We start from the raw sequence: 22,593 nt of genomic DNA, 5'->3' as shown, positions 1-22,593 counted from the left end.
GAGCATGGAATTGACGAAGCAGATACGCCTGAACGCCTTCAACATGAACTGCGTGGGACACATCCACCACGGCATGTGGAAGCACCCCCGCGACAATTCCGTCGACTACACCAAGCCCGAATACTGGATCGAACTGGCGCAGCTGCTCGAACGCGGCCTGTTCGATGCGGTCTTCCTGGCCGACATCATCGGCGTCTACGACGTGCTCGGTGACGGCATCCGCGTCACGGCAAAGGAAGCCGTCCAGCTGCCCGTCAACGATCCGAGCTACGTGGTGCCGCTGATGGCCCACGCGACGAAGCACCTCAGTTTCGGCATCACCGCCAACCTCACGTACGAGCATCCCTACCTGTTCGCCCGCCGCTTCGCCACGCTGGACCACCTGACGAACGGCCGGGTGGGCTGGAACATCGTCACCGGCTACCTGGACAGCGCCGCGCGCGGCGTGGGCCTGAAGCAGCAGATCGACCACGACGACCGCTACGACCGGGGCGACGACTTCATGGACGCGTTCTACAAGCTGCTCGAAGGCAGCTGGGAAGACGATGCCGTGCGCAAGGATCGCGAGGGCGCCGTGTATGCCGATCCGGCGAAGATCCACCGTGTCAACCACGACGGCCCGTTCTACAAGATCGACAATGTGTACAACCTGACGGAGCCTTCGCCGCAGCGCACGCCCGTGCTGTTCCAGGCCGGCGCCTCGCAGCGCGGCAACCGGTTCGCCGGCCGCCATGCCGAATGCGTGTTCACGGGCGGGCCGGACAGGGCGGCGCTGGCGAAGGTCGTCTCCAGCATCCGCGGCCAGGCCGTCGAAGCAGGCCGCAACCGCGACGACATCAAGGTGTTCTCGGGCCTCACCGTGATCACCGACCGCAGCGAAGCGGTGGCGCGCGACAAGCTGGAAGAATACAAGCGCTACGCCAGCGCGGAGGGCTCGCTGGCGCACCAGGTGAGCGGCATGGGCGTGGACCTGGAGCTGTTCGGGCTGGACGAGGAAATCACCGAAGCAAAGCTGGAAGGGCTGTACCCGAACCGGCTGCAGCGGGTCGGCGAGGCGCGCGGCCGCCGCTTCCCGGAAGGCAGCACGCGCCGCAAGCTGCTGGAGCAGCGCGCCTTCGGTGCCTACCAGAGCGCCATCGTCGGCACGCCGTCGCAGGTGGCGGACGAGATCCAGAAACTCGTCGAAGAGACGGATCTCGACGGCTTCAACGTCACGCGCACCGTGGCGCCGGAAAGCTACCGCGACTTCATCGACCTGATCATCCCGGAGCTGCAGGAGCGCGGGCTGTACAAGACGGCCTACGAAGAAGGCACGCTGCGCGAAAAACTGTTCGGCGCCGGTGCGCGCCTGCCATCGAACCACCACGCCGACAGGTACCGCACATGGAAATGACCGAACTGTGGCACGGCGCCCGCATCGACCATGCCCGCGCCGAGGCCGGCCCCGCGCTGCTGCAGGTGCGCGGGCTGGACGTCTGGTATCCGGGCGGCCCGGCCGTCCAGGGCTTCGACCTGGATGTGCGCAGCGATGAGGTGGTGGCGCTGGTCGGCGAATCCGGCTGCGGCAAGTCCACCGCGGCGGCCGCCATCGCCGGCCTGCTGCCCGACAAGGCCCGGGTGGGCGGCGAGATCCTGTTCGACGGCTACGATCTGCTGGCGGCGCCGGAAAGCACGTTGCGCGACCTGCGCGGCAACCAGATCGGCATGATCTTCCAGGAGCCGATGACGTCCCTGAATCCCGTGCTGACGATCGGCGAGCAGATCACCGAGGTGCTACGGCGCCACCGCAAGCTCACTGCTGCCGCGGCGCGGGCCCGCGCGATCGAGCTGCTCGACCTGGTGCGGATTCCGGAGCCGCAGCGCCGCATCGACGACCATCCGCACAATCTCTCCGGCGGCCAGCGGCAGCGCGTGATGATCGCCATTGCCGTCGCCTGCGAACCGCGGCTGCTGATCGCCGACGAACCGACCACGGCGCTGGACGTGACGATCCAGGCCCAGGTGCTGGAACTGCTCAGCACGCTGCGCCGCGAGATGTCGATGGCGCTGCTGCTGATCACGCACGACCTGGCCGTCGTTGGCCAATGGGCCGACCGCGTGGCCGTCATGCAAAGGGGACGCAAGGTGGAAGAGGGCACGCGCGACCAGGTGTTCTTCGCACCGCGCCACCGCTACAGCCAGGGGCTGCTGGAAGCTTCCCTGCATGTCGAGCCGGAGATCCACTACACCAGGGTGAAGCTGGCCGAGATCCGCCAGGGTGTCGACGAGACCACCGGCGAACATTCCTTCAGCTTCACGCACCAGGAACGGCGCACGCTGCCGGCGGTGCGCGAGGCCGTCATCCATCCGGCGCCGGTGCTGGACGTGCGCAACCTGGTCGCGCAGTATTCGTCCCGCTACGGCACCATCTCGGCTGTCAAGGACGTGTCGTTCCAGATCGGCCGCGGCGAGACGCTCGGCCTGGTGGGCGAATCGGGCTGCGGCAAGTCCACGCTGTCGAAGACGATCGTGGGCCTCAATCCCGCCGTGCAGGGCCAGGTGATCCTCGATGGCACCGACATCGCCCCTTTGCGCGGTCGTGCGCTGCGTGCGCACCGTGCCAATGTCCAGCTGGTGTTCCAGGATCCGTATGCGTCGCTCAATCCGCGCCTGTCCGTGGAATCCACACTGGACGAAATGCTGGTGGTGCAGGGCGGCCACCACCGCAACGAGCGCCGGCGCCGCGTGCTGGCGATGCTCGATGCCGTGGGCCTGCCATCCAGCGCCCTGAAACGGTATCCGCACGAGTTCTCGGGAGGGCAGCGGCAGCGCATCGGCATCGCCCGCGCGCTGATCCTGCGGCCGAAACTGCTGATCTGCGACGAGCCCGTGTCCGCGCTCGATGTGTCGGTGCGGGCCCAGATCCTGAACCTGTTCGTGGACCTGAAGCAGGAATTCGGGCTCTCGTACCTGTTCATCTCGCACGACCTCTCCGTGATCAACTATATCGCCGACCGCGTAATGGTGATGCAGAAGGGCGTCGTCGTCGAGACGCTGGAACGCGATGCGCTGTTCACTTCCGCCTCCCACCCGTACACGCAGACGCTGATCGCCGCCACGCCAGGCTGGCCCGAACCCGGCATCGTGCAAACCGATGTGCCGAGTGAACCCCTGCTGGTACGCACCGCCTGAGCCCATGAAAAACTACCTGAAACGCCGCCTGCTGCAGTTCCTTCCCGTGGTGCTGGGCATCTGCATCCTCAACTTCGTGCTGATCCGCCTGGCGCCCGGCGACATGGCCGAAGTGATGGCGGGGGAGACGGGCATGTCCGACAGCGCCGCGGATGCGGGCCAGCAGGTCGAGCACCTGCGCGAATCCTTCGGCCTGAACATCCCGGCGCACGAACAGCTGTTCCTCTACCTGAAAAAGCTGCTGTCCTTCGATCTCGGTTATTCCTACCGTTTCAATGCGCCCGTGTCGGAGCTGATTGCCGAACGGGTGGGGGCCACCGCACTGCTGGGCCTCACCAGCCTGCTGCTGGCGGTCGCCGGCGGCGTGCTGCTCGGCGTGCTGTGCGCGCGCTGGCGCAATGGCCGGCTGGACCGGGCCGTGTCGGCATTGATGGCGCTGTGCTACTCGGTGCCCGTGTTCTGGCTGGCGCTGATGCTGGTGGTGCTGTTCGGTGTCACGCTGCAGTGGTTCCCGATCGGCGGCATGCAGGAGGTGGGCGTCGAGGCGGGCGGCCGCTGGGCGCTGGCGCGCGACATCGCCTGGCATCTGGTACTGCCCGTCAGCACGCTGGCGGTGTACTCGCTGGCCGTCTACACCCGCTTTACGCGCGCCTCGATGGTCGACACGCTGCAGGAGGACTACATCCGCACGGCGCGCTCGAAGGGGCTGTCGGACCGCGTGATCTATTTCCGGCACGCGCTGCGCAACGCCATCCTGCCGGTGCTGACGATGATCGCCGCAAACTTCGGCGAGCTGCTGGCCGGCAGCATCGTCATCGAGACGGTGTTCTCCTGGCCGGGCCTGGGCAAGCTGACGTACGACGCGGTGCTGAACCGCGATACGAACCTGCTGCTGTCGATCCTGTTCCTCAGCTCCCTGCTGGTGATGGCCACCAGCGTGGTGCTGGACATCCTGTACGCGAAGCTCGATCCCCGCATCGAACTGCAATCCTGAATCCGACGATGAAAACCTCCCTGCAAGGCCGCGCCGGCGCGGTCATCCTGCTGTGCGTGATCCTGGCCGCCGCGCTGGCGCCGTTCCTGTTCCCCGGCGACCCGCAGGAGATGAGCGCCACGCCGTATCTATGGCCGGGCGACGACTGGGCGCATCCGCTGGGTTCCGATTTGATGGGCCGGGACATCGCCGCTGGCCTGCTGCATGGCGCCCGCGTGTCGCTACTGGTCGGCGCTTCCGCAGCGGGGCTGACACTGCTGATCGGCGTGGTACTCGGCACGCTGGCCGGCTATTTCGGCGGCTGGCTGGACAACCTCCTGATGCGCCTGACGGACTTCTTCCAGATCGTGCCGCGCTTCCTGCTGGTGATCATCCTCGTCTCGCTGCTGCAGCCGTCGATCTGGGTGGTGGTCGTGGCGCTCGGCACGACGTCGTGGACGCACACGGCAAGAGTGGTGCGTGCCCAGGTGCTGGGCCTGCGCAACCGCGAATACATCCAGGCCGGGCTGGCCGCCGGCATGAGCCACCTGCGCATCATCCTGCGCCACATCCTGCCGAACGCGCTCACGCCGATCCTCGTCAGCACGTCGATCGTGGTGGCCGGCTGCATCCTGGCCGAATCGGGCCTGGCCTTCCTGGGGCTGGGCGATCCGAACGCGATCAGCTGGGGCGCCATGATCGGTACGGGCCGCGAAGCGATCCGCACCGGCTGGTACATGATCGCCATCCCCGGCGTGGCCGTGATGCTCACCGTCTGGTCGCTGAACGTGCTGGGCGACGCATTGAACCAATATTTCAACCCGAAGCTGAGAGACTGATATGAATGCCGCCGTACCGAAGGAAGTACAGAACGCCGTCCCGACGAGCACCGGCAGCGTGCACGTGATCCGCGACGATGCCGAAGCGCTGGAAGTGGCTGCCCTGCTGGCAGCCCGCTTCGCACCGGGCGCCGCCGAACGGGACCGCGAACGCCGCCTGCCGGTGGCCGAGCTGCGCCAGCTGCGCGAGAGCGGCCTGTGGGGCATCACCGTGCCGCGCGAATATGGCGGCGCGGGCGTCTCGTATGCCACGCTCGCAAAGGTGTTCACCTTGCTGTCCGCCGTGGATGGCTCGATCGGCCAGATCCCGCAGAACCATTACTTCATCCTGGAGATCATCCGCCATGAGGGCAGCGAGGAGCAGAAACGCTTCTTCTTCGACCGCGTGCTGGCCGGCGACCATTTCGGCAATGCGCTGGTGGAGCCGGACGTGCGCAAGGGCGAGGACCGCAAGACCAGCCTGACCCGCAATGCAGACGGCAGCGGCTACCGCGTCAACGTGCGCAAGTACTACTCGACCGGCGCGCTGTTCGCCGACTGGGTGCCCGTCTCGGTGACGGACAATGAGAAACGCCACTTCCTGGCGATCTATCCCCGCACCGCCGACGGCCTGCGCATCGTCGACGACTGGGCCTCGTTCGGCCAGCGCACCACGGCCAGCGGCACGGTGATCGCCGAGAATGCCTACCTGAAGGCCGAATGGCTGGTGCCGCACACGGTCGATGCCGATCACGTGAAGCCGGTGGGTCCTGTGGGCCAGATCATGCATGCGGGGATCGACACGGGCATCGCCCGCGCCGCCTTCGAGGCGACGATTGCCTTCATCCGCGAACGCAATCCAAGGGCGGACGATGCGCCGGCCGGCACGGCGTGGGAAGAAGACCAGCTGACGATCCGCGAGATCGGCGACCTGGCCGTGGCGCTGCATGGCACGGAAGCGCTGCTGGAGCGGGCCGGCCTGCTCATCGACCGCGCGTACGCCACCAAGCAGCGCGACGACTGGACCCGCGCCGCCATCGCCGTCTCGGAAGTACGCGCCGCCAGTACCCACAGCGCGCTGCTGATCACCAATAAGCTGTTCGAGCTGGCCGGCACGCGTTCGACCGCGCCGCAGCATGGCCTGGACCGCCTGTGGCGCGATGCGCGCACGCACACGCTGCACGATCCGGTACGCTGGCGCCTGTTCGACGTCGGCAATTACTACCTGAACGACAAGGTGCCGCTGCGCCGTCCCAAACACCTGGCCGACAGCCGGGAAACGCCGAAGGCGACGCCGGAAGGGCCGGAACCGGTCGTCGGCGAACTGCCGCAACCGCGCCTGGCCGCCGGGCTTTGAGGAGCGCGCCGATGGTCGATACAAGCAACCCGGTCTACGCATCCCTGCCGGTTCCCGCGCGTCGCCAGCTGCTGCGCATGGGCGGTGCCGCGCTGGCGGCAGGCATGCTGCCCGGCGTGGGCTTCGCCGCGCCGAAGCCTGCCGCGGGCCCGTCCGAAACGCCGGTACGCGGCGGCACGCTGACGGCGATCTGCTTCCCGGAGCCGTCCACGCTGGCCACGCACATCAATGGCGCCAACCCGATATCGCTGGTCACGTCGAAAATCTACGACCGCCTGTTCGTGGACGATAACAACGGCGGTTTCGAACCGCGCCTGGCGACCTCGTTCGCCACGTCGCCCGATGGCCTGGCGCTCACGCTGAAGCTGCGCGAGGGGGTGCTGTGGCACGATGGCCACCCGTTCGACTCGGGCGACGTCAAGTTCTCGATCGAGAAGATCTGGTCGATCAGCATGAGCACGATCCTGTCCGTGATCGACAGGATCACCGCGCCGGACAAGTACACCGTCATCCTGCACCTGAAGCAGAAGTGGCCCGTGCTGCAGCGGCACCTGACGCAGGCCAGCGTGATCCTGCCGCAGCACCTGTACGAAGGTACCGATGTGGTCACCAATCCGCACAACGTGAAACCGGTCGGCACGGGACCGTTTCGTTTCAAGGAATGGCAGCGGGGCAGCCACATCATCCTGGAACGCAATCCGGACTACTACATCAAGGGCCTGCCGCACCTGGACCGCATCGTCTGGAAGGTCATTAACGATTCGGCCAGCCGGGCGGCGGCGCTGGAGACGGGCGCCGCCCAGTACGCGGCGCGCAATCCTGTCACGTTCAGCGACGCGGCGCGGCTGGCCAAACGGGGCGACCTGGTGATCGACACGAAACAGTACGAGCCGAATACCTACTGGCTCGAGTTCAACCTGAAGGATCCCATCGTCGGCAAGCTGGCCGTGCGCCAGGCCATCGCCCATGCCGTGGACCGCGCTGCGCTGGTGAAGACGGTGTGGGGCGGCTATGGCGCGCCGCTCGATGCGCCGGTGCCGAGCGTGATCCCGGAATACTTCACGAAGGACGTGCCGAAGTACCCGTTCGACCTGAAACGCGCCGAGCAGCTGCTCGACCAGGCGGGCTATCCCCGGGGCGCGGGTGGCTGGCGCTTCAAGCTGGTGCACGACTTCATTCCGTTCGGGGACGACTACCGCCGCACGGGCGAATTCGTGCGGCAGGCGCTGCGCCGCGTGGGCATCGATGCATCGCTGGGCGCGAAGGACCTGTCGACCTGGACGCGCGACGTTTTCACGAATCGGAACTTCCAGGTCATCAGTTCCTGGGGCGGCTGGTCGCGCGACGTGCAGCTGAGCCTCGATTCGCGCTATACCAAGCGGGGCGACAAGCCGGGTGTACCATGGTCGAAGGTCTCCGGGTACAGCAATCCGGAGGTGGAAAAACTGCTGGAGCCCACGCGGTCCGGCGCCGATCCCGCGCTGCGCAAGGCGAACTACAAGCGCGTGCAGCAGATCGTGGCGGCGGACCTGCCCACGCTGCCGCTGCTGGAGGTGTACTTCTTCTCCGTGTACAGCAAGCGGGTACGCAATATCGATGAGCTGCCGTACCAGACCCGCAACAACTGGGCCAATGTGTGGCTGGCCAAGGCATAGGAACTTCAGGAAAGCAGATGAGCGAAACGAAGCAACGGTATGAAACCCTAGGTCGCAGCGGCGTGCGCGTGTCCCCGCTGTGCCTGGGCACCATGATGTTCGGCGGCGCCACGACGGAAAACGACGCGCGCACCATCATCGACGACGCGCAGGACCACGGCATCAACTTCATCGACACGGCGGACATCTACACGGGTGGCGAGTCGGAACGCATCGTCGGCCGCGCGATCGCAAAGCGGCGCGACCAATGGGTGCTGGCCACGAAGGTCGGCAACACGGTCGGACCCGGCCCGAACGATGGCGGCCTGTCGCGCCGCCGCGTGCTGCAAGCCGTCGAGGCAAGCCTGCAAAGGCTGGGTACGGACTATATCGACATCTATTACCTGCACCGGCCCGATGCCGCCACGCCGCTGGAGGAAACGCTGCGCGCGCTGGGCGACCTGGTCGCGCAGGGCAAAATCCGCTATTACGGCGTGTCGAACTTCCGCGCATGGCAGGTGGCGGACGCCGTGCACCTCGCGCGGCAACTCGGCATTCCCGGCCCGGTCGTCTCGCAGCCTTACTACAATGCGGCGAACCGCATGCCGGAAGTGGAGCACCTGCCGGCCTGCGCGCATCACGGGCTCGGTGTCGTGCCTTTCAGCCCGCTGGCACGGGGCGTACTGACCGGGAAATACCAGCCGGGTGCCGCGCCGGATCCGACCAGCCGCATCGGCCGGCAGGATGGCCGCGCGCTGCAGACCGAGTGGCGGCCCGAAACGCTGGTGCTGGCGCAGACGGTGGCGGAAGAAGCGAAACGGCGCGGCATCACGACAGCCGAATTCGCGTTTGCATGGGTGCTCAACAACCGGCTGGTCACGAGCGTGATTGGCGGGCCCCGCACGCTGGAACAGTGGCAGGGCTATCGCGCCGCGCTCGAGTACCGGTTCACGGCGGAAGACGAGGCGCTGTTCGACCGCCTCGTGCCGCCCGGCCATCCCAGTACGCCCGGCTACACCGACCCTGCGTTCCCCGTGACGGGCCGGGTACCGCGCGCATGAGCGCCGCGCCCGCCGACACCAGCGCGCCACCACAGTTCTCCGAAACCGTCGACGTGCAGGCCATGCCGCGCGTGCTCGCCCGGCTGACGCGGCTGGCCGCGCGCCACCCGGGCCGGGCCGCCGCGGCGGTCGCCTGTGCGCTGGGCGCTGCCATCTTCAACCTTTTCATGCCGCGCCTGCTGGGCCAGGCGGTCGACCAGGCCGGTCACTTGCTGGGCGATGCGCACGCCGCGGCAACCACCACGCAGCAGACGCTTGCCATCACCGCGCTGCTGATCGTGGGCGCCTGCACGGTGCGCGGCCTGCTCACCGGACTGCAAGGCTATTACGGGGAAACCCTGGCACAGCGCGTGGCGTACGACCTGCGGCTGGGGTTCTACGACAAGCTGCAGCAGCTGTCGTTCGGCTACCACGACCGCATCCACACGGGCGAACTGATCGCGCGCGGCATGCTGGACCTGGAGGGTGTGCGCGCCTTTCTGGAATTCGGCGTGCTGCGCTTCATCACGCTGGCGCTGCTGCTGGGCGTGGGATCGTGGCGCCTGCTGGGCGTGGACTTCAGCCTTGGCCTGCTGGCGCTGAGCTTCGTGCCGTTCGTGCTGGTAATCGCGGTGGGCGCCGGGCTGCGCCTGCGCGTAAGCTGGCAGCGGCTGCAGAAGATGATGGCCGAGCTCACGCTGCGCATGGAGGAAAACCTGCAGGGCATGCGCGTGGTGCGCGCCTTCCACGCACGTCGCTTCGAGATGGGGCGCTTCGATGCCGTGTCCGGGCCCGCGCTGCGCCTGTCCAACGCGCGCATCACGGAGCGGATGGGCTCCGTCAGCCTGATGAATTTTATTTACTACATCTCTATGGGACTGGTGCTGTGGGTCGGCGGGCGGCGCGTCGCCAGCGGCGAGCTGTCGGTCGGCGCACTCACGGAATTCCTCACCTTCATCACCATCCTGCAGCAGCCGCTGCGGCAGGTGGGCATGATCGTCAACGCCAGCGCACGGGCCACGGGCTCCGGCGCGCGGCTGTTCGAGGTGCTCGATGCGCAGCCCGAGATCGCGGATGCGCCCGGTGCCGCCGAACTGCCCGCCGGACCGAAGACACTGCGCTTCGAGAACGTGAGCTTCCGATACGGCGAAGGCAAGCGCCAGGTCCTCGACGGCGTGAGTTTCGAGGTTGCGCCCGGCAAGGTGCTGGGTATCGTGGGCGTGCCGGGCAGCGGCAAGTCGACCATCGCCCACCTGGTCCCGCGGTTCTATGACGTTGGCAGCGGCCGTATTACGCTGGGCGGGCACGACCTGCGCGACATCACGCTGGCGTCGCTGCGCCGGGAGGTCGCGCTGGTCCAGCAGGAGAATTTTTTGTTCGACACGACGGTGCACGACAACGTGGCCTATGCGGCGCCGGATGCGCAAGGCGAAGACGTTGCCGCCGCCGCGGGTGTCGCGCAGATCCATGAGCACGTGGCGCGGCTGCCGCAGGGCTATCGCACCCGCGTGGGCGAACGGGGCGCGGCGCTCTCCGGCGGCCAGCGGCAGCGCATGACGATCGCGCGTGGGCTGCTGGGCAATCCGTCCGTCGTGATCCTGGACGATTCCACGGCTGCCATCGACACCGTCACCGAGCGGAAGGTGCGCGAGGCGGTATCGCATGCCTGCCGCGATGCCGCGACCATCATCATCGCCCACCGGCTGGGCGCCCTGCGCCATGCGGACGAGATCATCGTGCTGGCCGAAGGGCGTATCGCGGAGCGTGGCACCCATGCGCAGTTGCTGGGCCATGACGGGCACTATGCGGCACTGTGGCGTCTGCAGCAGAGCGAACGGGATGAAGCCGAAGCACCGCTCGAATTCAGGAAGGTGGGCACATGAGCACCGCGACCGTGGAAGATGGCGGCAAGCTGGCCAGCGAGCGGGGCGACGAAGTGTTTGCACGCTTCGACCGCAGCGTGACGGCGCGGCTATGGCAGTTCATGCGCCCGCATCGCGCGGCGCTGGCCGTGGTGCTGCTGCTGGTCGGCCTGTACACGCTGGTGCAGGTGCTGATTCCCGTCGCCGTGCGGCATGCGGTGGACGGCGCATTGGGACGCTCGCCATATCCGTTCGACCTGGTGCTGGCCGGCTTCGCGGTGCTGATCGTCTTGAATGCGGCCGTGACGTTCCTGCAGGAGTGGCTGGCGGCGCGGCTGGCGCAGACGGTGATCTTCAACCTGCGCCGCGAGATGTTCGCCCATCTGCAGCGCGTGTCGTTCTCGATCCTGGACCGTACGCATGTGGGGAGGTTGATGTCGCGGCTGCAGGGCGACGTGAATGCGCTGCAGGAGTTCATGGAAACGTCCGTGTCCGCACTGGGCGACCTGTTCCTGCTGGTCGGTTATGTCGTGCTGCTGCTGACGCTGGACGTGAAGCTGGGCGCGCTGACGCTCGGCGTGCTGCCGGCGATGCTGCTCATCCGTCATCTGTGGCTGCCCCGCGCGCGGCGGGCGTTTGCGCGGGCTCGCGAGGCGTCGTCTAGCGTCAATGCGGCGCTGGCGGAAAACATCAACGGCATCCGCACGGTGCAGGAGAGCCGCCGCGAGGCCGTCAACTTCGCGCGCTTCGATGTGAAGGCGCGCGAGAACCTGGCCGCGCAAACGGAATCGTCCCTCGTCTCGCAGGTGATGGTGCCGACCGTCGACCTGCTGACGGGACTCGCCATGGCCATCGTCGTCGTTGTCGGTGGCCGCGCCGTGCTGGCGGGCGAGCTGGACGTGGGCGTCATCGTCGCCTTTATCTTCTGCGTGCAGCGCTGCTTCGACCCGGTGCGCACGCTGACCATGCAGTACACCGTGATGCAGCGGGCGATGGCATCCGGTCAGCGCATCTTCGAAGTGCTGGAAGTGCCGGTGACGCTGGACGACAAGGCCGGCGCGCACGCGCTCGAAGTGGGCGCAGGCGTGCCGCCTTCCATCGTGTTCGAGGGCGTAACGTTCGGCTACCGGACCGGCCAGCCGGTGCTGCACGACCTGGCTTTGCGCATCGACCCGTACCAGACGGTGGCGCTGGTGGGCCCGACCGGCTCCGGCAAGACCAGCATCGCGTCGCTCATCCACCGCTTCTACGATGTGTGGGATGGCTCGGTGACGGTCGGTGGCCAGGATGTGCGCGACGTGACGCTCGATTCGCTGGGCCGCTGCGTGGGCATGGTGCTGCAGGAGCCCTTTCTGTTCAGCGGGACGGTGGCCGACAATGTGCGCTACGGGCTGCATGGCGCGACACGCGAACAGGTGGTCGAGGCGTGCAAGGCCGTGCATGCGCACGCCTTCATCACCGCGCTGCCGGATGGCTACGACACCCAGCTGGGTCAGCGGGGCCGCAACCTGTCGGTCGGCCAGCGGCAGTTACTGAGCTTTGCACGGGCGCTGCTGGCAGCACCCAAGATCCTGATCCTGGACGAGGCCACGGCCAACATCGACAGCTTCACGGAACTGGAGATCCAGCGCGCACTGAATCTGGTGCGCAAGGGCCGCACCACGATCATCATCGCCCACCGGCTGGCCACGATCCGGGATGCCGACAAGATCGTGGTGCTGAACCAGGGGCGGATCGTGGAGCAGGGCACGCACCGGGAGCTGGTGGGGCGCGGGGGGATGTATGCCGCGCTGCATGCGAGCGGGAGTGCTTCGTTTGATGAGGTGGGGGGGAGGTAATGCAGGCGCTGGAATCGATCTCTGTCCAAGGCCACCTTTTTACCATTTGTGAATCAGATTTGCAGCCCACACCAGCAAATCTCGCTTCGGATGATCGTTCTGAACGATTGCTTCCGCAGCTTGAAAAATCAACTCGTTCTTCAAGTCTGACGTTCCCAGCTCGTTTATCCATAATGCTATGGAGTTCGATGTGCTGTGATCAGCGCCTGTCAGCGGCACTATGTCGATCATCGTTCTAAGGCCCTCTTCGACATTGCCATTTTTCAATAAGAATTCGGCGACCGTCATGGCAAGCATGTAATGCCTGGGCGATCGATAGGTTTCGATCAGCTGGTCGCGTTCCGCTGCGCTACTTGTATTCAGCAAATAACGAAGTGGGTAAGCCGGACAAGGCCGGCTTTTATCTTCGGCGTATTCATCAAGCGCTCGTCCTGCCAGATTTCGCAGTTCCTCTGCAGGCTCGGACAGTTCCGCAGTCGCCCATAAGTATGCAGACTCCTCTCCCTCCAGGTCAGTGCGTGCAAGATGGGCGGCGACTGCGAGCCGTTCTGTTGCGGTCAAAGGCGCTGCGACGCCGGTATGAATTTCCTCCATCAGCTTGGCAAGCTTTTTAACGTCCTTAATTGGAATTTTCCTCATTGATCGGTGTACCTTTCCGGCGCCCGGCGCCTGACACCGGCTTGGCGAATGTAATTATTGAGGTCCAGGGTGGGCGCGAATAGTTAGTCCGGAATGCATGAGCTCAGCCATTTAGCGCTTTCAGCTCTGACCAAATCGCCGGCCAATTCGGATTTTTCTGCCTCCGCGAGGAGCTCCAATTTGATTGCCGGTGTTCCGATAGCGTTGAAGGTCAGCGTGATATTGTCGAAGCTTGCGTGATCAGTACCGGTGTTCGGAAGCACGTCCAGCATCAGCCACAGGCCTTCACGTACGTGCCCGGTTTCGACGAGATAGTCAGCAACAGCGCGCCGTAGAAGGACAGGGCCGATGTTCGAAAATTCCATGATGCACTGCTTACTCAGCGGCGATTTGCGCAGTAGATACCCCAGCACTTCCGGAAGTGCAACAGCATGAATGGTCGCATCCGGCGAGTGCCGATAATGATCGAGCAGAGACATCGCCAGCTTGATCGCTTCCGCATCGGGTATGGCGTGGTACAGGATCTGCCACAGTTGCGTATCCATATGGTCATAAGCGTTAGCCCGAAGCCGACCGATGACAATGTTTTGTTCATTCTGGTCGATAGTGATCGAACCGTTCATCAGGTTGACCAGGAATTGCTCGGTCTTGACCCGACTGGCGAAGTCACGTGCGCGCATCGACCTCATCCTGCCCGGTTACCAGATATGTGTATTAGACAAGCATAGGAGATTCATCGCCGGATCGCGATAGTAAATCCATGCTCCATATGGCTCAACAACTTCAAAACAGGGCGCAATGTTATTTTTTAAAATCCATCGGTCACTGCGTGGTCAGTACCATAGGTCGACAGGATATGCACCATGAGGTTCAGTCCTTCATTTACCAGATCTCGGTCAATCAGATTCTCCGCGACAGCCATGCGAAGGCGCTTGTCGCCGCTACGTTCAATCAAGTGTAGAAGATTTGCTGTAACGCGATCATAACCATGACTGAGGAGAGGGCACAGTGTGCTGTCCAAGGCATTTGAATAAACGTACAGCTCATTCTTTCCTTCGCGCGTACCGATGAGTGCGGCAAATTTTTCATGCAGGTATTCGGTCGAATCTGATGCGGCAAGGATTCCCCATACTGCTTGACTAAAGTCGCGGCTGCAGTCTCGCTGGTCGAAATAAGTGGAAACGGCGTCCAATTCCGCGGAAGTGAGAGCCCTCGGCTTGACTTTCAGCCCTTGCAGTAGAGTTCGCGCGGATCGCAGGTTTTTTGTCGCAATGATCTTGACTAGTCGGTTCTGCATTATTAAATCGTCCATCAATCTGCCAACCTAAGCTCTAAAGTTGCGTGTCAACTGGTAGCCAATCGGGAAAATCAAGGTGAAAGTATTACGAGTCACTCCTTGGCACGAGGAAAAATCTAACTCGCTTGAAGCAGTTCGCCGCAACTGTTCAATGCCGCCATCCGTGCCTGCGCCACCTGATGCCAAGGCCTACACTTTGGGCCTGAAGTGAAGCGGTACATTGCAGACTGCCCCATGTGTAATTGAATGTGATGGCGTTGAATCGCTGCTCGTCCGGTTCCCGGCCCAGATACTGGACGAAAAAACTGCTCAGTCTTGCCAGATCTCCCATCAAATCGTCTTCAGTTGCGTCATAACCCTTTACCCCGGACCCGCAGCTTCCCCATGCCACTGACACAACCTCCAACGTTTGGTCATGGTAGGCGAGAATCAGTCCGAAAGCTTCGGTGCCTAGAAAAACCGGCAGGCTATAGTTTGCACGGTTCGTCATTGGAATACGTTTGCGTGGATGCAGTTTCGCGCGCTCGGCACTGGCTAAAAAATCGTACTCTGGCAAGGGAGCGATGAGTGCGCCGTCCAGGAGAATCATTCCACTTTCGGTATCGATGAGTAAGTTGCTCACTGAAAGGCCCCAGAATGACTCCTGTCATGGCAGCGTGTAGTGTATTGGATAATCCGCTAAAAGCTCAGCAGCACTGAAGGCTGCGTCGATGATTGATAAGTATAGGACGTGTTGTTCGTAATTCCATACTTATCCATCAGCGCTGCATACCTTCGCATTGCGCCCGTACGACATACATGCTGCGCGCATCACTTTTGGATGCCGGATACCGGCGCAAGTTCGTATAGGGACAAAGTATTGGTCAAAGGTGATCGGCGAACCCTGGCTGTGCAAGGTGGACTTGCTCCCTTTGCTGACGAAAGATCTCGCCGTTTGTGACACATACAGGTCGGGCGGCCAATGTCTGAAGAGGGTACCCACCAGTCGAGCAAGAGGGCTGCGAAGCCGGCTTGATGGAATTGGCGGAGCGGCATCCAAGTGCGTGGAGGATGGGCCCGCCCTTGTATCGGGAAAACGTCGAGTTACTCCACCTCCTCCAGCGCCAACTGCTCCGCCCGCACCCCCGGCGCAAACATCTCGATGAACCGGTTCGCAAAACTGGGCAGGAACACCCCCTTGCGCGTGGCCAGCATCGTGGTGCAGTTGCCGAACAATTCCCCATCCGTCTCCAGCACCACCAGGCCATCCCGTTCCAGGTCTTCCAGCGCCATCTCGGCAACGATGCCGACGCCCAGGCCGCGGCGCACGTAGGTCTTGATCACGTCCGCATCCATCGCGGTGAGCCGCAGGTCGGGTACCAGGCCCGCCTCGTTGAAGGCGGCGTCGACGCGCTTGCGGCCCGTGAACTGTTCGTTGTACGTCACCAGCGGGAAGGCGGCGATGTCGGCCAGCGTGGCGGGTGTGCGTGCCAGCAGGGGGTGGCCGGCGGGGACCACGACGCAGTGGCTCCATGTGAAGCACGGATAGGCCTGCAGGTCGCCAGCCTGATCGAGTGCTTCGGTGGCGATGCCGATGTCCGCATCGCCGTCGGCCAGCATCGTGGCAACCTGGCGCGGCGTGCCCTGGTGCAGTTCCAGCGTCACCTTCGGGAAGGCGCGGTTGAATTCCTCGACCACTTTCGGCAGCGTGTAGCGGGCCTGCGTGTGCGTGGCGGCGATGACGAGGCGGCCGCTGTCCACGCCGGCGTACTGGCTGGCGTAGCGGCGCAGGTTTTCCGTCTCGCGCAGGATGCGGCTGACGATCTGCACGGCGCCATCGCCGGCCCGCGTCACGCCCGTCAGACGCTTGCCGGAGCGGACGAACAGTTCGATGCCCAGTTCGTCCTCCAGATCCTTGATCTGCTTGCTCACGCCCGACTGGGATGTGTACAGCACGGCCGCCACTTCCGTCAGGTTCAGGTTGTTCCGCACGGCCTCGCGCACGAAACGCAACTGCTGGAAATTCATTCTCACTCCAATGCGGTGGGTCACGGCACCATCATTCAGGATTCTGGCGGTTATAACAACGAAGTCTTCCGTATATGCATATCGAAACCGTGATGCTTCGGCATTGCAAAGGGCGGCGCGGCATGGAGCTTTCGCTGCGCGGTCTGCAATCCTTATATCGCTTTCGTTCATATGGTTCGCAGTTTTGATTGTTTGTGCATTGCCGCACGGGGCGCTACCTTTCGTGCCACCCCGGGCTGCGGCCCGATGTCACCATCAAAACGACAACACGAAAGCGCAATCAATGACAGAGCACGTGCACCACGCAGCGCAGCAGCGTTCCTCCCGCAAGGCCCCGCAGTATCCGATCACCCGCACCGCCATCGCTGCCGGTGCGGCCATGCTGTGCTTCGCCAGCGGCATGGCCGCGGCAAACGGGAACGCCGTGGCAGTGGCCGTGGCCGCGATCGACCCGGTGGCGCTGGCCGCTGCCGAAGCGCCCGCAGTTGCGGCAGAGGCGAGCGGCGAAGCACAGGCGGCAGTGGCGGGTACCTCGGCGGCGGCGGTCGTGTCGGACGGCGATGTGGTCGGCACGATGGCCGGCGCGGTGCACATCCGCGGCAAGGCACTCAATGGTGCCACGAAGGCGAAGCTGCGCCTGGAAGAAGTGCCGGGCGGCGTGTCCGTCGTCAGCGCCGAGCAGGTCGAGAAGGGCCGCGTGTTCACCAGCGAGGATGTGCTGGCGTTCCAGCCCGGCGTGTATGCGCAGGCGGCTGGCGGCACGGACGGCATCAAGATCTCGATCCGCGGCTCGGCCATCAACCGCGGCACCAACTTCTTCCGCTCCGGCACGCTGTTCCTGTTCGACGGGCTGCCCGTCACGGGACCGGGCGGCACGCCCTATGAACTGTTCGAGCCATTGGGGCTGTCGCGCACGGAGATCCTGCGCGGTGCCAATGCCTTCGACCAGGGTGCGCTGATGCTGGGCGGCGCGATCAACTACGTGACGCGCACCGGCCACGATGCCGCGGCCTTCGAGGCGCGCGTGGAGGCGGGCAGCTTCGGCTACAAGAAGGTGTCCGTCAGCTCGGGCCAGGTGATCGGCAACTGGGATTACTACGTGCAGGCGATTGCCTCGGAACGCGATGGCTACCAGACGCTGTCGAGCGGCGAATCGCGCGCCTTCATCGGCAACCTCGGCTACAAGTTCGGCCCGGACGTGGAGACGCGCTTCTACTTCCGCTATCGCAAGACGGACAACTACCAGCCCGGCGCGCTGACGGTGGCGCAGGTCGAACAGGATCCGCGCCAGGCCAACCCGACCTCGGTCGCGCAGGACGCCCACCGCAACCAGCCCGGTTCGCGCTGGCTGGCCAACAAGACGCTGTGGAACATCGACGGCGACTCGTCGCTGGAGTTCGGCGCCGTCATTCACGACTATCCGATCGACCAGCAGCTGGGCGTGAACGTGGGCTCCTGGGGTTTCACGGACCTGTCGTTCTCGCTGAACTACCAGCGCCGCGAAACGCTGTTCGGCCTGCGCAGCGAAACGAAGCTGGGCGCGCTGAGCACGAGCCACAACAACCACGGCTGGCTCGACACGCGCGTGCGCATCCCGAGCGGCGCCACGGCCGGGCTGCCGGTCGGCACGCTGATCCGCCGCGCCGAATACGATGGCGAGGACCACATCCTCCACGCCGGTAACGACCTGGAGATCGCCAGGGACCTGTGGCTGACCACCGGCGTCTCCGGCGTGAAGACCAAGCGCTTTACGGAGGTGGTGTACCCGGTCGTGAACGAGCCGTATGCGCGCAGCACCACGGCATTGGCGCCCCGTGCCGGCCTGCGCTACACGTTCCCGAACGAGGTACAGGTATTCGGCAATGTCAGCCGCTCGATCGAACCGCCGAACAGCTGGGCCTTCCTCACCACGCCCCCGGCCTTCACGACGGGGCCGGCCACCGGCCTGTCGCGCCATGGCCTGGACCTGAAGGACCAGACGGCCAACACCTTCGAGCTGGGCACGCGCGGTGCCGCGTACGGATCGAACTGGAGCCTGTCCGTCTATCGTTCGTACGTGAAGAACGAGCTGCTGTCGGTGGAAGTGGTTCCGGCGACGGCCACCACGGCCGCGGCCACGGCGGAATCGAACGCCACTCCCACCATCCACCAGGGCATCGAGGCGGGCCTGGAATCGCGGCTGTGGGACGGTGGCGCGAACGGCACGCTGGCGGCGCGCCAGTCGTTCACGCTGAACGATTTCTACTTCCGTGGCGACAGCCGCTTCGGCAGGAACACGCTCCCCGGCATCCCGAAGCGCTTTTATCAAGGCGAGCTGTCCTACGAGCACCCGTCCGGCTTCTACGGTGGGCTGAGCGTGCAGGCGGCGTCGCGCATCGATGTCGACTACGCCAACTCGTTCCGCACGCATGGCTACGGCATCGTCAACGCCAGCTTCGGCTACGAACATCCCACCCAGGGCTGGAAGCTGTTCGTCGACCTGCGCAACCTGGCCGACAAGCACTATGTATCGAGCGTCTCGCCGGCCTACAACGATGCGGGCACGGACCAGCGCCGCTCCGCGCCGGGCGAAGGGTTTGCCGTGTATTCCGGCCTGCAGTACGCATTCAAGTAAAGGAACGACATGAGCGACGGATCGAACGACATTGGCGCAGCGGGTCAGGCATGGGCGACGGACCGCGACCCGACGGATGCGGAACTGCAGGCGCGCTTCCGGCCCATCTTCGCGCGCATCGCGGCGGGTGCCGTGGAGCGCGAAGCGGAACGTAAGCTGCCGCATGAAGAAGTGCAGTGGCTGCGCCAGGCGGGCTTCGGCGCGGTGCGCATCCCGCGCAGTTATGGCGGACTGGGTGCCACGCTGCCGCAGTTCTTCGGTTTGCTGCTGGAGTTGGCGACGGCCGATTCGAACGTGTCGCACCTGCTGCGGGGCCATTTCTCGTTCCTGGAGAGCCGGCTCAATCACGAGGACGAAGCCACGCGCGCATTCTGGTTTCCGAAAGTGGTCGACGGTGCGCTGATCGGCTATGCGATGGCCGAACAGAGCGCGGTGACGGGTACCAGCGCCACGATCGTGCGCGATGGCGAAGGCTGGCGCCTGAATGGCAAGAAGTACTACAGCACCGGCACCATCTACGCCGACTGGATCGTGGCCACCGTGCTGGACGGCGAAACGCTGACCAGCGTGGCCTTCCCGGCGACCCTGCCGGGCGTGACGCGGCTGGACGACTGGGACGGCTTCGGCCAGCGCATGACGGGCAGCGGCACCACCGTGTTCGAGAACGTGCGGCTGCGCGACGACCATATCGTGCGGCGTTTCGACGGCAAGTTCGCGCCGTCGTACCACAAGGCCTTCCTGCAGCTGGTGCTGCTGACGAGTATCGCAGGCGCCGGACGCGCAGCCCTGCAGGATGCCATCGCCTTCGTGCAGCGCAAGACGCGCGCGTTCGATGTGAAGGGCGAATCGAGTCCGCGCCACGATCCGCTGGTGCAGCGCGTCGTCGGCCGGCTGGCCAGCCTGTCCTATGCGGCGGACAGCATCGTCGACAATGTCGCCCGTACGCTGGAAGACACGCGCCGGCAGTCGGTAGCCGGTACAGCGGACGAGGCGCTGTTCGTGGCGGCGGACATCCGTGCCTTCCAGGCGCAGCAGGTGGTGATCGACCTGGTGCTGCAGGCGAGCACGCTGCTGTTCGAGGTAGGGGGCGCATCGGCCACCAGCGAATCGCGCCGGCTGGACCGGCACTGGCGCAATGCGCGCACGGCGGCATCGCACAATCCCGCCATCTTCCGCGAGCGCATGATCGGCGATTACTACCTGAATGGCACGGTGCCGCCGGTGGGGCCATGGACCGCGCCCGCAACACCGGTGGAAGAGGGCGCGCCGAAGCAGTAGCAGACCCATGACGGTGCAGCTGCCGTCCCAATGCAAAAAGCCTCCGACCAGCGGAGGCTTTTTGCATTGGGCGCCGGATGGATCCGGCACTGCCTGCTTACATCGGCGGCACTGGACCGTTCATGTACGGTGCACCAGCCAGTTCGACGGCGCGGCGCACTTCGGCCAGGAAGGCGTTCAGCAGGCGGGTGAAGTTGCCGGTCGATGCGTTGGTCAGGGTAGCGGTTGCGGTCGTCATGTTGGTGTCCTTGAATGGGTTGCTTGCGTTGGCGTTCAGCGATGATGGAATCTTACCGAGCACAAAGATATAAATCCAATTTTGAATTCGGATCTCCGGCATGCATAACTCATATAACTGGAGAGGTCGTCATACAACTTGCTGCACACCAATATCACCGCTCGTGATAACTGTGGAAGCGTTGCGAAATGCAACGAGCGTTGTTTTTGCTGAGTGATCCCTCCGACCCGCCAGTAGCGCGCTCTCCTACGCGCCTGTGGGCGGCGTACTGATAAGCGTCGCGCCGCTCGCCCCGTACCATGACTTCACCTTTTCGTGACACGCCGGCCCCGACGGCAGCGGCGGTCGCAGAAAGGATGTGCAATTCGATGATTCGACATCCAACCGATACAGGAGATCCTCATGGTAAATCGCAGCAATAACCCGGAAGGCAAGAACCAGTCCTCGAACGCCAGCAAGGGCAACAGCCAGTCCGGCACCAGCACGCGCGGCTTCGCATCGATGGACCCCCAGCGCCAGCGCGAGATCGCTTCCCAGGGTGGCCGCGCCGCCCATGCCTCTGGCAATGCGCATGAATTCACGTCGGAGGAGGCGCGCCGCGCCGGTTCGATGAGCCACAAGAATGACGGCAACCGCCAGTCCGGCAATGCCGGCAACGCCAATAACAGCCAATCGGGCAATGCCCAGTCGGCCACCTCGCGCTCCGGCAATGGCCAATCCGCCAGCCGTGGCAACAGCCAGTCCGCCAGCCATGGCGTACAGGGCGGCACCCCGGCGCAGCACGCAGCCGCCGGCCGCCAGAGCCACAAGAATTCCCGCTGACCCCTGAATCGTTTCACCGTCTTATCCTGTGAGTGTAGTTTCCGCCCTTCGGGGCGGTTTTTTTTGCGTAGTCATCCGGGGCCGCGGCCGCCGACGGGTTCGAAGGCACCTGCTAAACTTGCGCCTTTTTCGCGGGACGGACGGATGGCGCAAACGACAGACCAGGAATTCGACCCGGTGCGCACGGGCGAACTGCGGGCCGGCGCACTGCGCTGCCTGCTCGACACCGATCCGGTGCGCAAGACGGACGCCGTGGCGGCGCTGGCGCTGGCGTTCCGGAGCGGCGCCATCACGGCCGATCCGGCCGCTGCGATCGCGGAGCCACCCGGCATCCCGGGGCGGCCGGCGCTGCCCGAGCTGGTGGCGCCGAAGCTGGTCGGCCGCCGCTCGATGGCCACGCCGGAAGGGCGGGCGATGCTGGTGCACGCGCTGGCGCATATCGAGTTCAACGCCGTCAACCTGGCGCTCGATGCGCTGTGGCGCTTTGCCGGCATGCCCTCCGCTTACTACGCCGACTGGCTGCGCGTGGCGGCCGAGGAAGCGACCCACTACCGGCTGCTGGCCGATCACCTGGCCACGCTGGGCCACGTGTATGGCGACTTCGCTGCGCATGACAGCCTGTGGCAGATGGTCGAGCGCACCAGCGCCGACGTGACGGCGCGCATGGCGCTGGTGCCGCGCACGCTGGAGGCGCGCGGGCTCGATGCGATCCCGCCCCTGCGCGCCAAGGTGGCGCAGGCCGGCGACCTGGCCGCGGCGGCGATCCTGGACATCATCCTGCGCGACGAAGTAGGGCATGTGGAGATCGGCAACCGCTGGTATGGCTGGCTGTGCGAGCGGCAGGGACTGGAGCCGTATGCCACCTATGACGCGCTGGTGGCGCGCTATCGGGCGCCGGTGCTGAAGGGCCCGTTTAACCTGGAGGCGCGACGAAGGGCGGGATTTACGGAGGAGGAGTTGAGCAGGTTTGTTTGATGGACGGCGCGGACCGGCGGCTGGCGCTTG

General features: G+C 64.9%; 19 protein-coding genes. 13 read left to right on the top strand and 6 right to left on the bottom strand.

The window, feature by feature from the left end; genetic code table 11:
• The first annotated feature begins 4 nt into the window (after positions 1–4).
• Genes IP91_RS07335 through IP91_RS07295 form a run of 9 tightly spaced genes read left to right on the top strand, consistent with a single transcriptional unit; the run spans position 5 to position 12,693 of the window.
• Positions 5–1,393 (top strand): LLM class flavin-dependent oxidoreductase, encoded by a 1,389-nt coding sequence (locus tag IP91_RS07335; protein ID WP_145648176.1) that lies wholly within the window; start codon positions 5–7, stop codon positions 1,391–1,393.
• Positions 1,390–3,171 (top strand): ABC transporter ATP-binding protein, encoded by a 1,782-nt coding sequence (locus tag IP91_RS07330; protein WP_145648687.1) that lies wholly within the window; start codon positions 1,390–1,392, stop codon positions 3,169–3,171. The genes IP91_RS07335 and IP91_RS07330 overlap by 4 nt, the downstream gene beginning before the upstream one ends.
• 4 nt (positions 3,172–3,175) lie before the next feature.
• Complete coding sequence (locus tag IP91_RS07325) at positions 3,176–4,165, top strand: ABC transporter permease (RefSeq protein ID WP_145648174.1); 990 nt, start codon at positions 3,176–3,178, stop codon at positions 4,163–4,165.
• A gap of 8 nt (positions 4,166–4,173) precedes the next feature.
• A complete protein-coding gene (locus IP91_RS07320) occupies positions 4,174–4,983 on the top strand; it encodes an ABC transporter permease (protein ID WP_145648172.1) in 810 nt (269 codons plus the stop codon).
• Between the two features lies 1 nt (position 4,984).
• Positions 4,985–6,319, top strand: coding sequence for an SfnB family sulfur acquisition oxidoreductase (locus tag IP91_RS07315; protein ID WP_145648170.1), 1,335 nt, complete (start codon positions 4,985–4,987; stop codon positions 6,317–6,319).
• 11 nt (positions 6,320–6,330) lie between these two features.
• Positions 6,331–7,974, top strand: coding sequence for an ABC transporter substrate-binding protein (locus IP91_RS07310; RefSeq protein ID WP_145648168.1), 1,644 nt, complete (start codon positions 6,331–6,333; stop codon positions 7,972–7,974).
• Between the two features lie 17 nt (positions 7,975–7,991).
• Positions 7,992–9,014: an aldo/keto reductase gene (locus tag IP91_RS07305; RefSeq protein WP_145648166.1), complete on the top strand. Its 1,023-nt coding sequence runs from the start codon at positions 7,992–7,994 to the stop codon at positions 9,012–9,014.
• Positions 9,011–10,876 carry an ABC transporter ATP-binding protein gene (locus IP91_RS07300; RefSeq protein WP_145648164.1) on the top strand — a complete coding sequence of 622 codons (1,866 nt, stop codon included), beginning with the start codon at positions 9,011–9,013 and terminating at the stop codon, positions 10,874–10,876. The genes IP91_RS07305 and IP91_RS07300 overlap by 4 nt, the downstream gene beginning before the upstream one ends.
• Positions 10,873–12,693, top strand: a complete 1,821-nt coding sequence (locus IP91_RS07295) for an ABC transporter ATP-binding protein (RefSeq protein ID WP_145648162.1) — start codon at positions 10,873–10,875, stop codon at positions 12,691–12,693. Before IP91_RS07300 ends, IP91_RS07295 begins: the two co-directional genes overlap by 4 nt.
• Before the next feature lie 39 nt (positions 12,694–12,732).
• Here IP91_RS07295 and IP91_RS07290 read toward each other — a convergent pair whose 3' ends face one another.
• The 5 genes from IP91_RS07290 to IP91_RS07270 all read right to left on the bottom strand — a co-directional run bounded on the left by IP91_RS07290 (position 12,733) and on the right by IP91_RS07270 (position 16,636).
• Positions 12,733–13,332: a hypothetical protein gene (locus IP91_RS07290; protein ID WP_145648160.1), complete on the bottom strand. Its 600-nt coding sequence runs from the start codon at positions 13,330–13,332 to the stop codon at positions 12,733–12,735.
• Positions 13,333–13,415: 83 nt separating this feature from the next.
• A complete protein-coding gene (locus IP91_RS07285; RefSeq protein ID WP_145648158.1) occupies positions 13,416–14,012 on the bottom strand; it encodes a hypothetical protein in 597 nt (198 codons plus the stop codon).
• Positions 14,013–14,140: 128 nt separating this feature from the next.
• Positions 14,141–14,629, bottom strand: coding sequence for a hypothetical protein (locus IP91_RS07280; RefSeq protein WP_145648157.1), 489 nt, complete (start codon positions 14,627–14,629; stop codon positions 14,141–14,143).
• A gap of 148 nt (positions 14,630–14,777) precedes the next feature.
• Positions 14,778–15,218: a hypothetical protein gene (locus IP91_RS07275; RefSeq protein WP_145648155.1), complete on the bottom strand. Its 441-nt coding sequence runs from the start codon at positions 15,216–15,218 to the stop codon at positions 14,778–14,780.
• A gap of 494 nt (positions 15,219–15,712) precedes the next feature.
• Positions 15,713–16,636: a CysB family HTH-type transcriptional regulator gene (locus IP91_RS07270; protein WP_145648153.1), complete on the bottom strand. Its 924-nt coding sequence runs from the start codon at positions 16,634–16,636 to the stop codon at positions 15,713–15,715.
• 283 nt (positions 16,637–16,919) lie between these two features.
• On the opposite strand from IP91_RS07270, the gene IP91_RS07265 reads away from it, so the two are divergent.
• Positions 16,920–19,250 (top strand): TonB-dependent receptor family protein, encoded by a 2,331-nt coding sequence (locus IP91_RS07265; RefSeq protein ID WP_199754529.1) that lies wholly within the window; start codon positions 16,920–16,922, stop codon positions 19,248–19,250.
• Between the two features lie 9 nt (positions 19,251–19,259).
• Positions 19,260–20,528, top strand: a complete 1,269-nt coding sequence (locus tag IP91_RS07260) for an acyl-CoA dehydrogenase family protein (protein WP_145648152.1) — start codon at positions 19,260–19,262, stop codon at positions 20,526–20,528.
• 97 nt (positions 20,529–20,625) lie between these two features.
• Here IP91_RS07260 and IP91_RS25990 read toward each other — a convergent pair whose 3' ends face one another.
• On the bottom strand, positions 20,626–20,766 hold the full coding sequence (locus tag IP91_RS25990) for a hypothetical protein (protein WP_158643106.1): 141 nt from the start codon (positions 20,764–20,766) through the stop codon (positions 20,626–20,628).
• Between the two features lie 402 nt (positions 20,767–21,168).
• On the opposite strand from IP91_RS25990, the gene IP91_RS07255 reads away from it, so the two are divergent.
• A complete protein-coding gene (locus IP91_RS07255; protein ID WP_145648150.1) occupies positions 21,169–21,588 on the top strand; it encodes a KGG domain-containing protein in 420 nt (139 codons plus the stop codon).
• 144 nt (positions 21,589–21,732) lie between these two features.
• On the top strand, positions 21,733–22,563 hold the full coding sequence (locus IP91_RS07250) for a ferritin-like domain-containing protein (RefSeq protein ID WP_145648148.1): 831 nt from the start codon (positions 21,733–21,735) through the stop codon (positions 22,561–22,563).
• Positions 22,564–22,593 lie beyond the last annotated feature (30 nt).

The organism is Pseudoduganella lurida (assembly GCF_007830455.1).
Classification (GTDB): Bacteria; Pseudomonadota; Gammaproteobacteria; order Burkholderiales; family Burkholderiaceae_D; genus Rugamonas; species Rugamonas lurida.
This window is presented reverse-complemented; position numbering and strand designations above follow the sequence as displayed.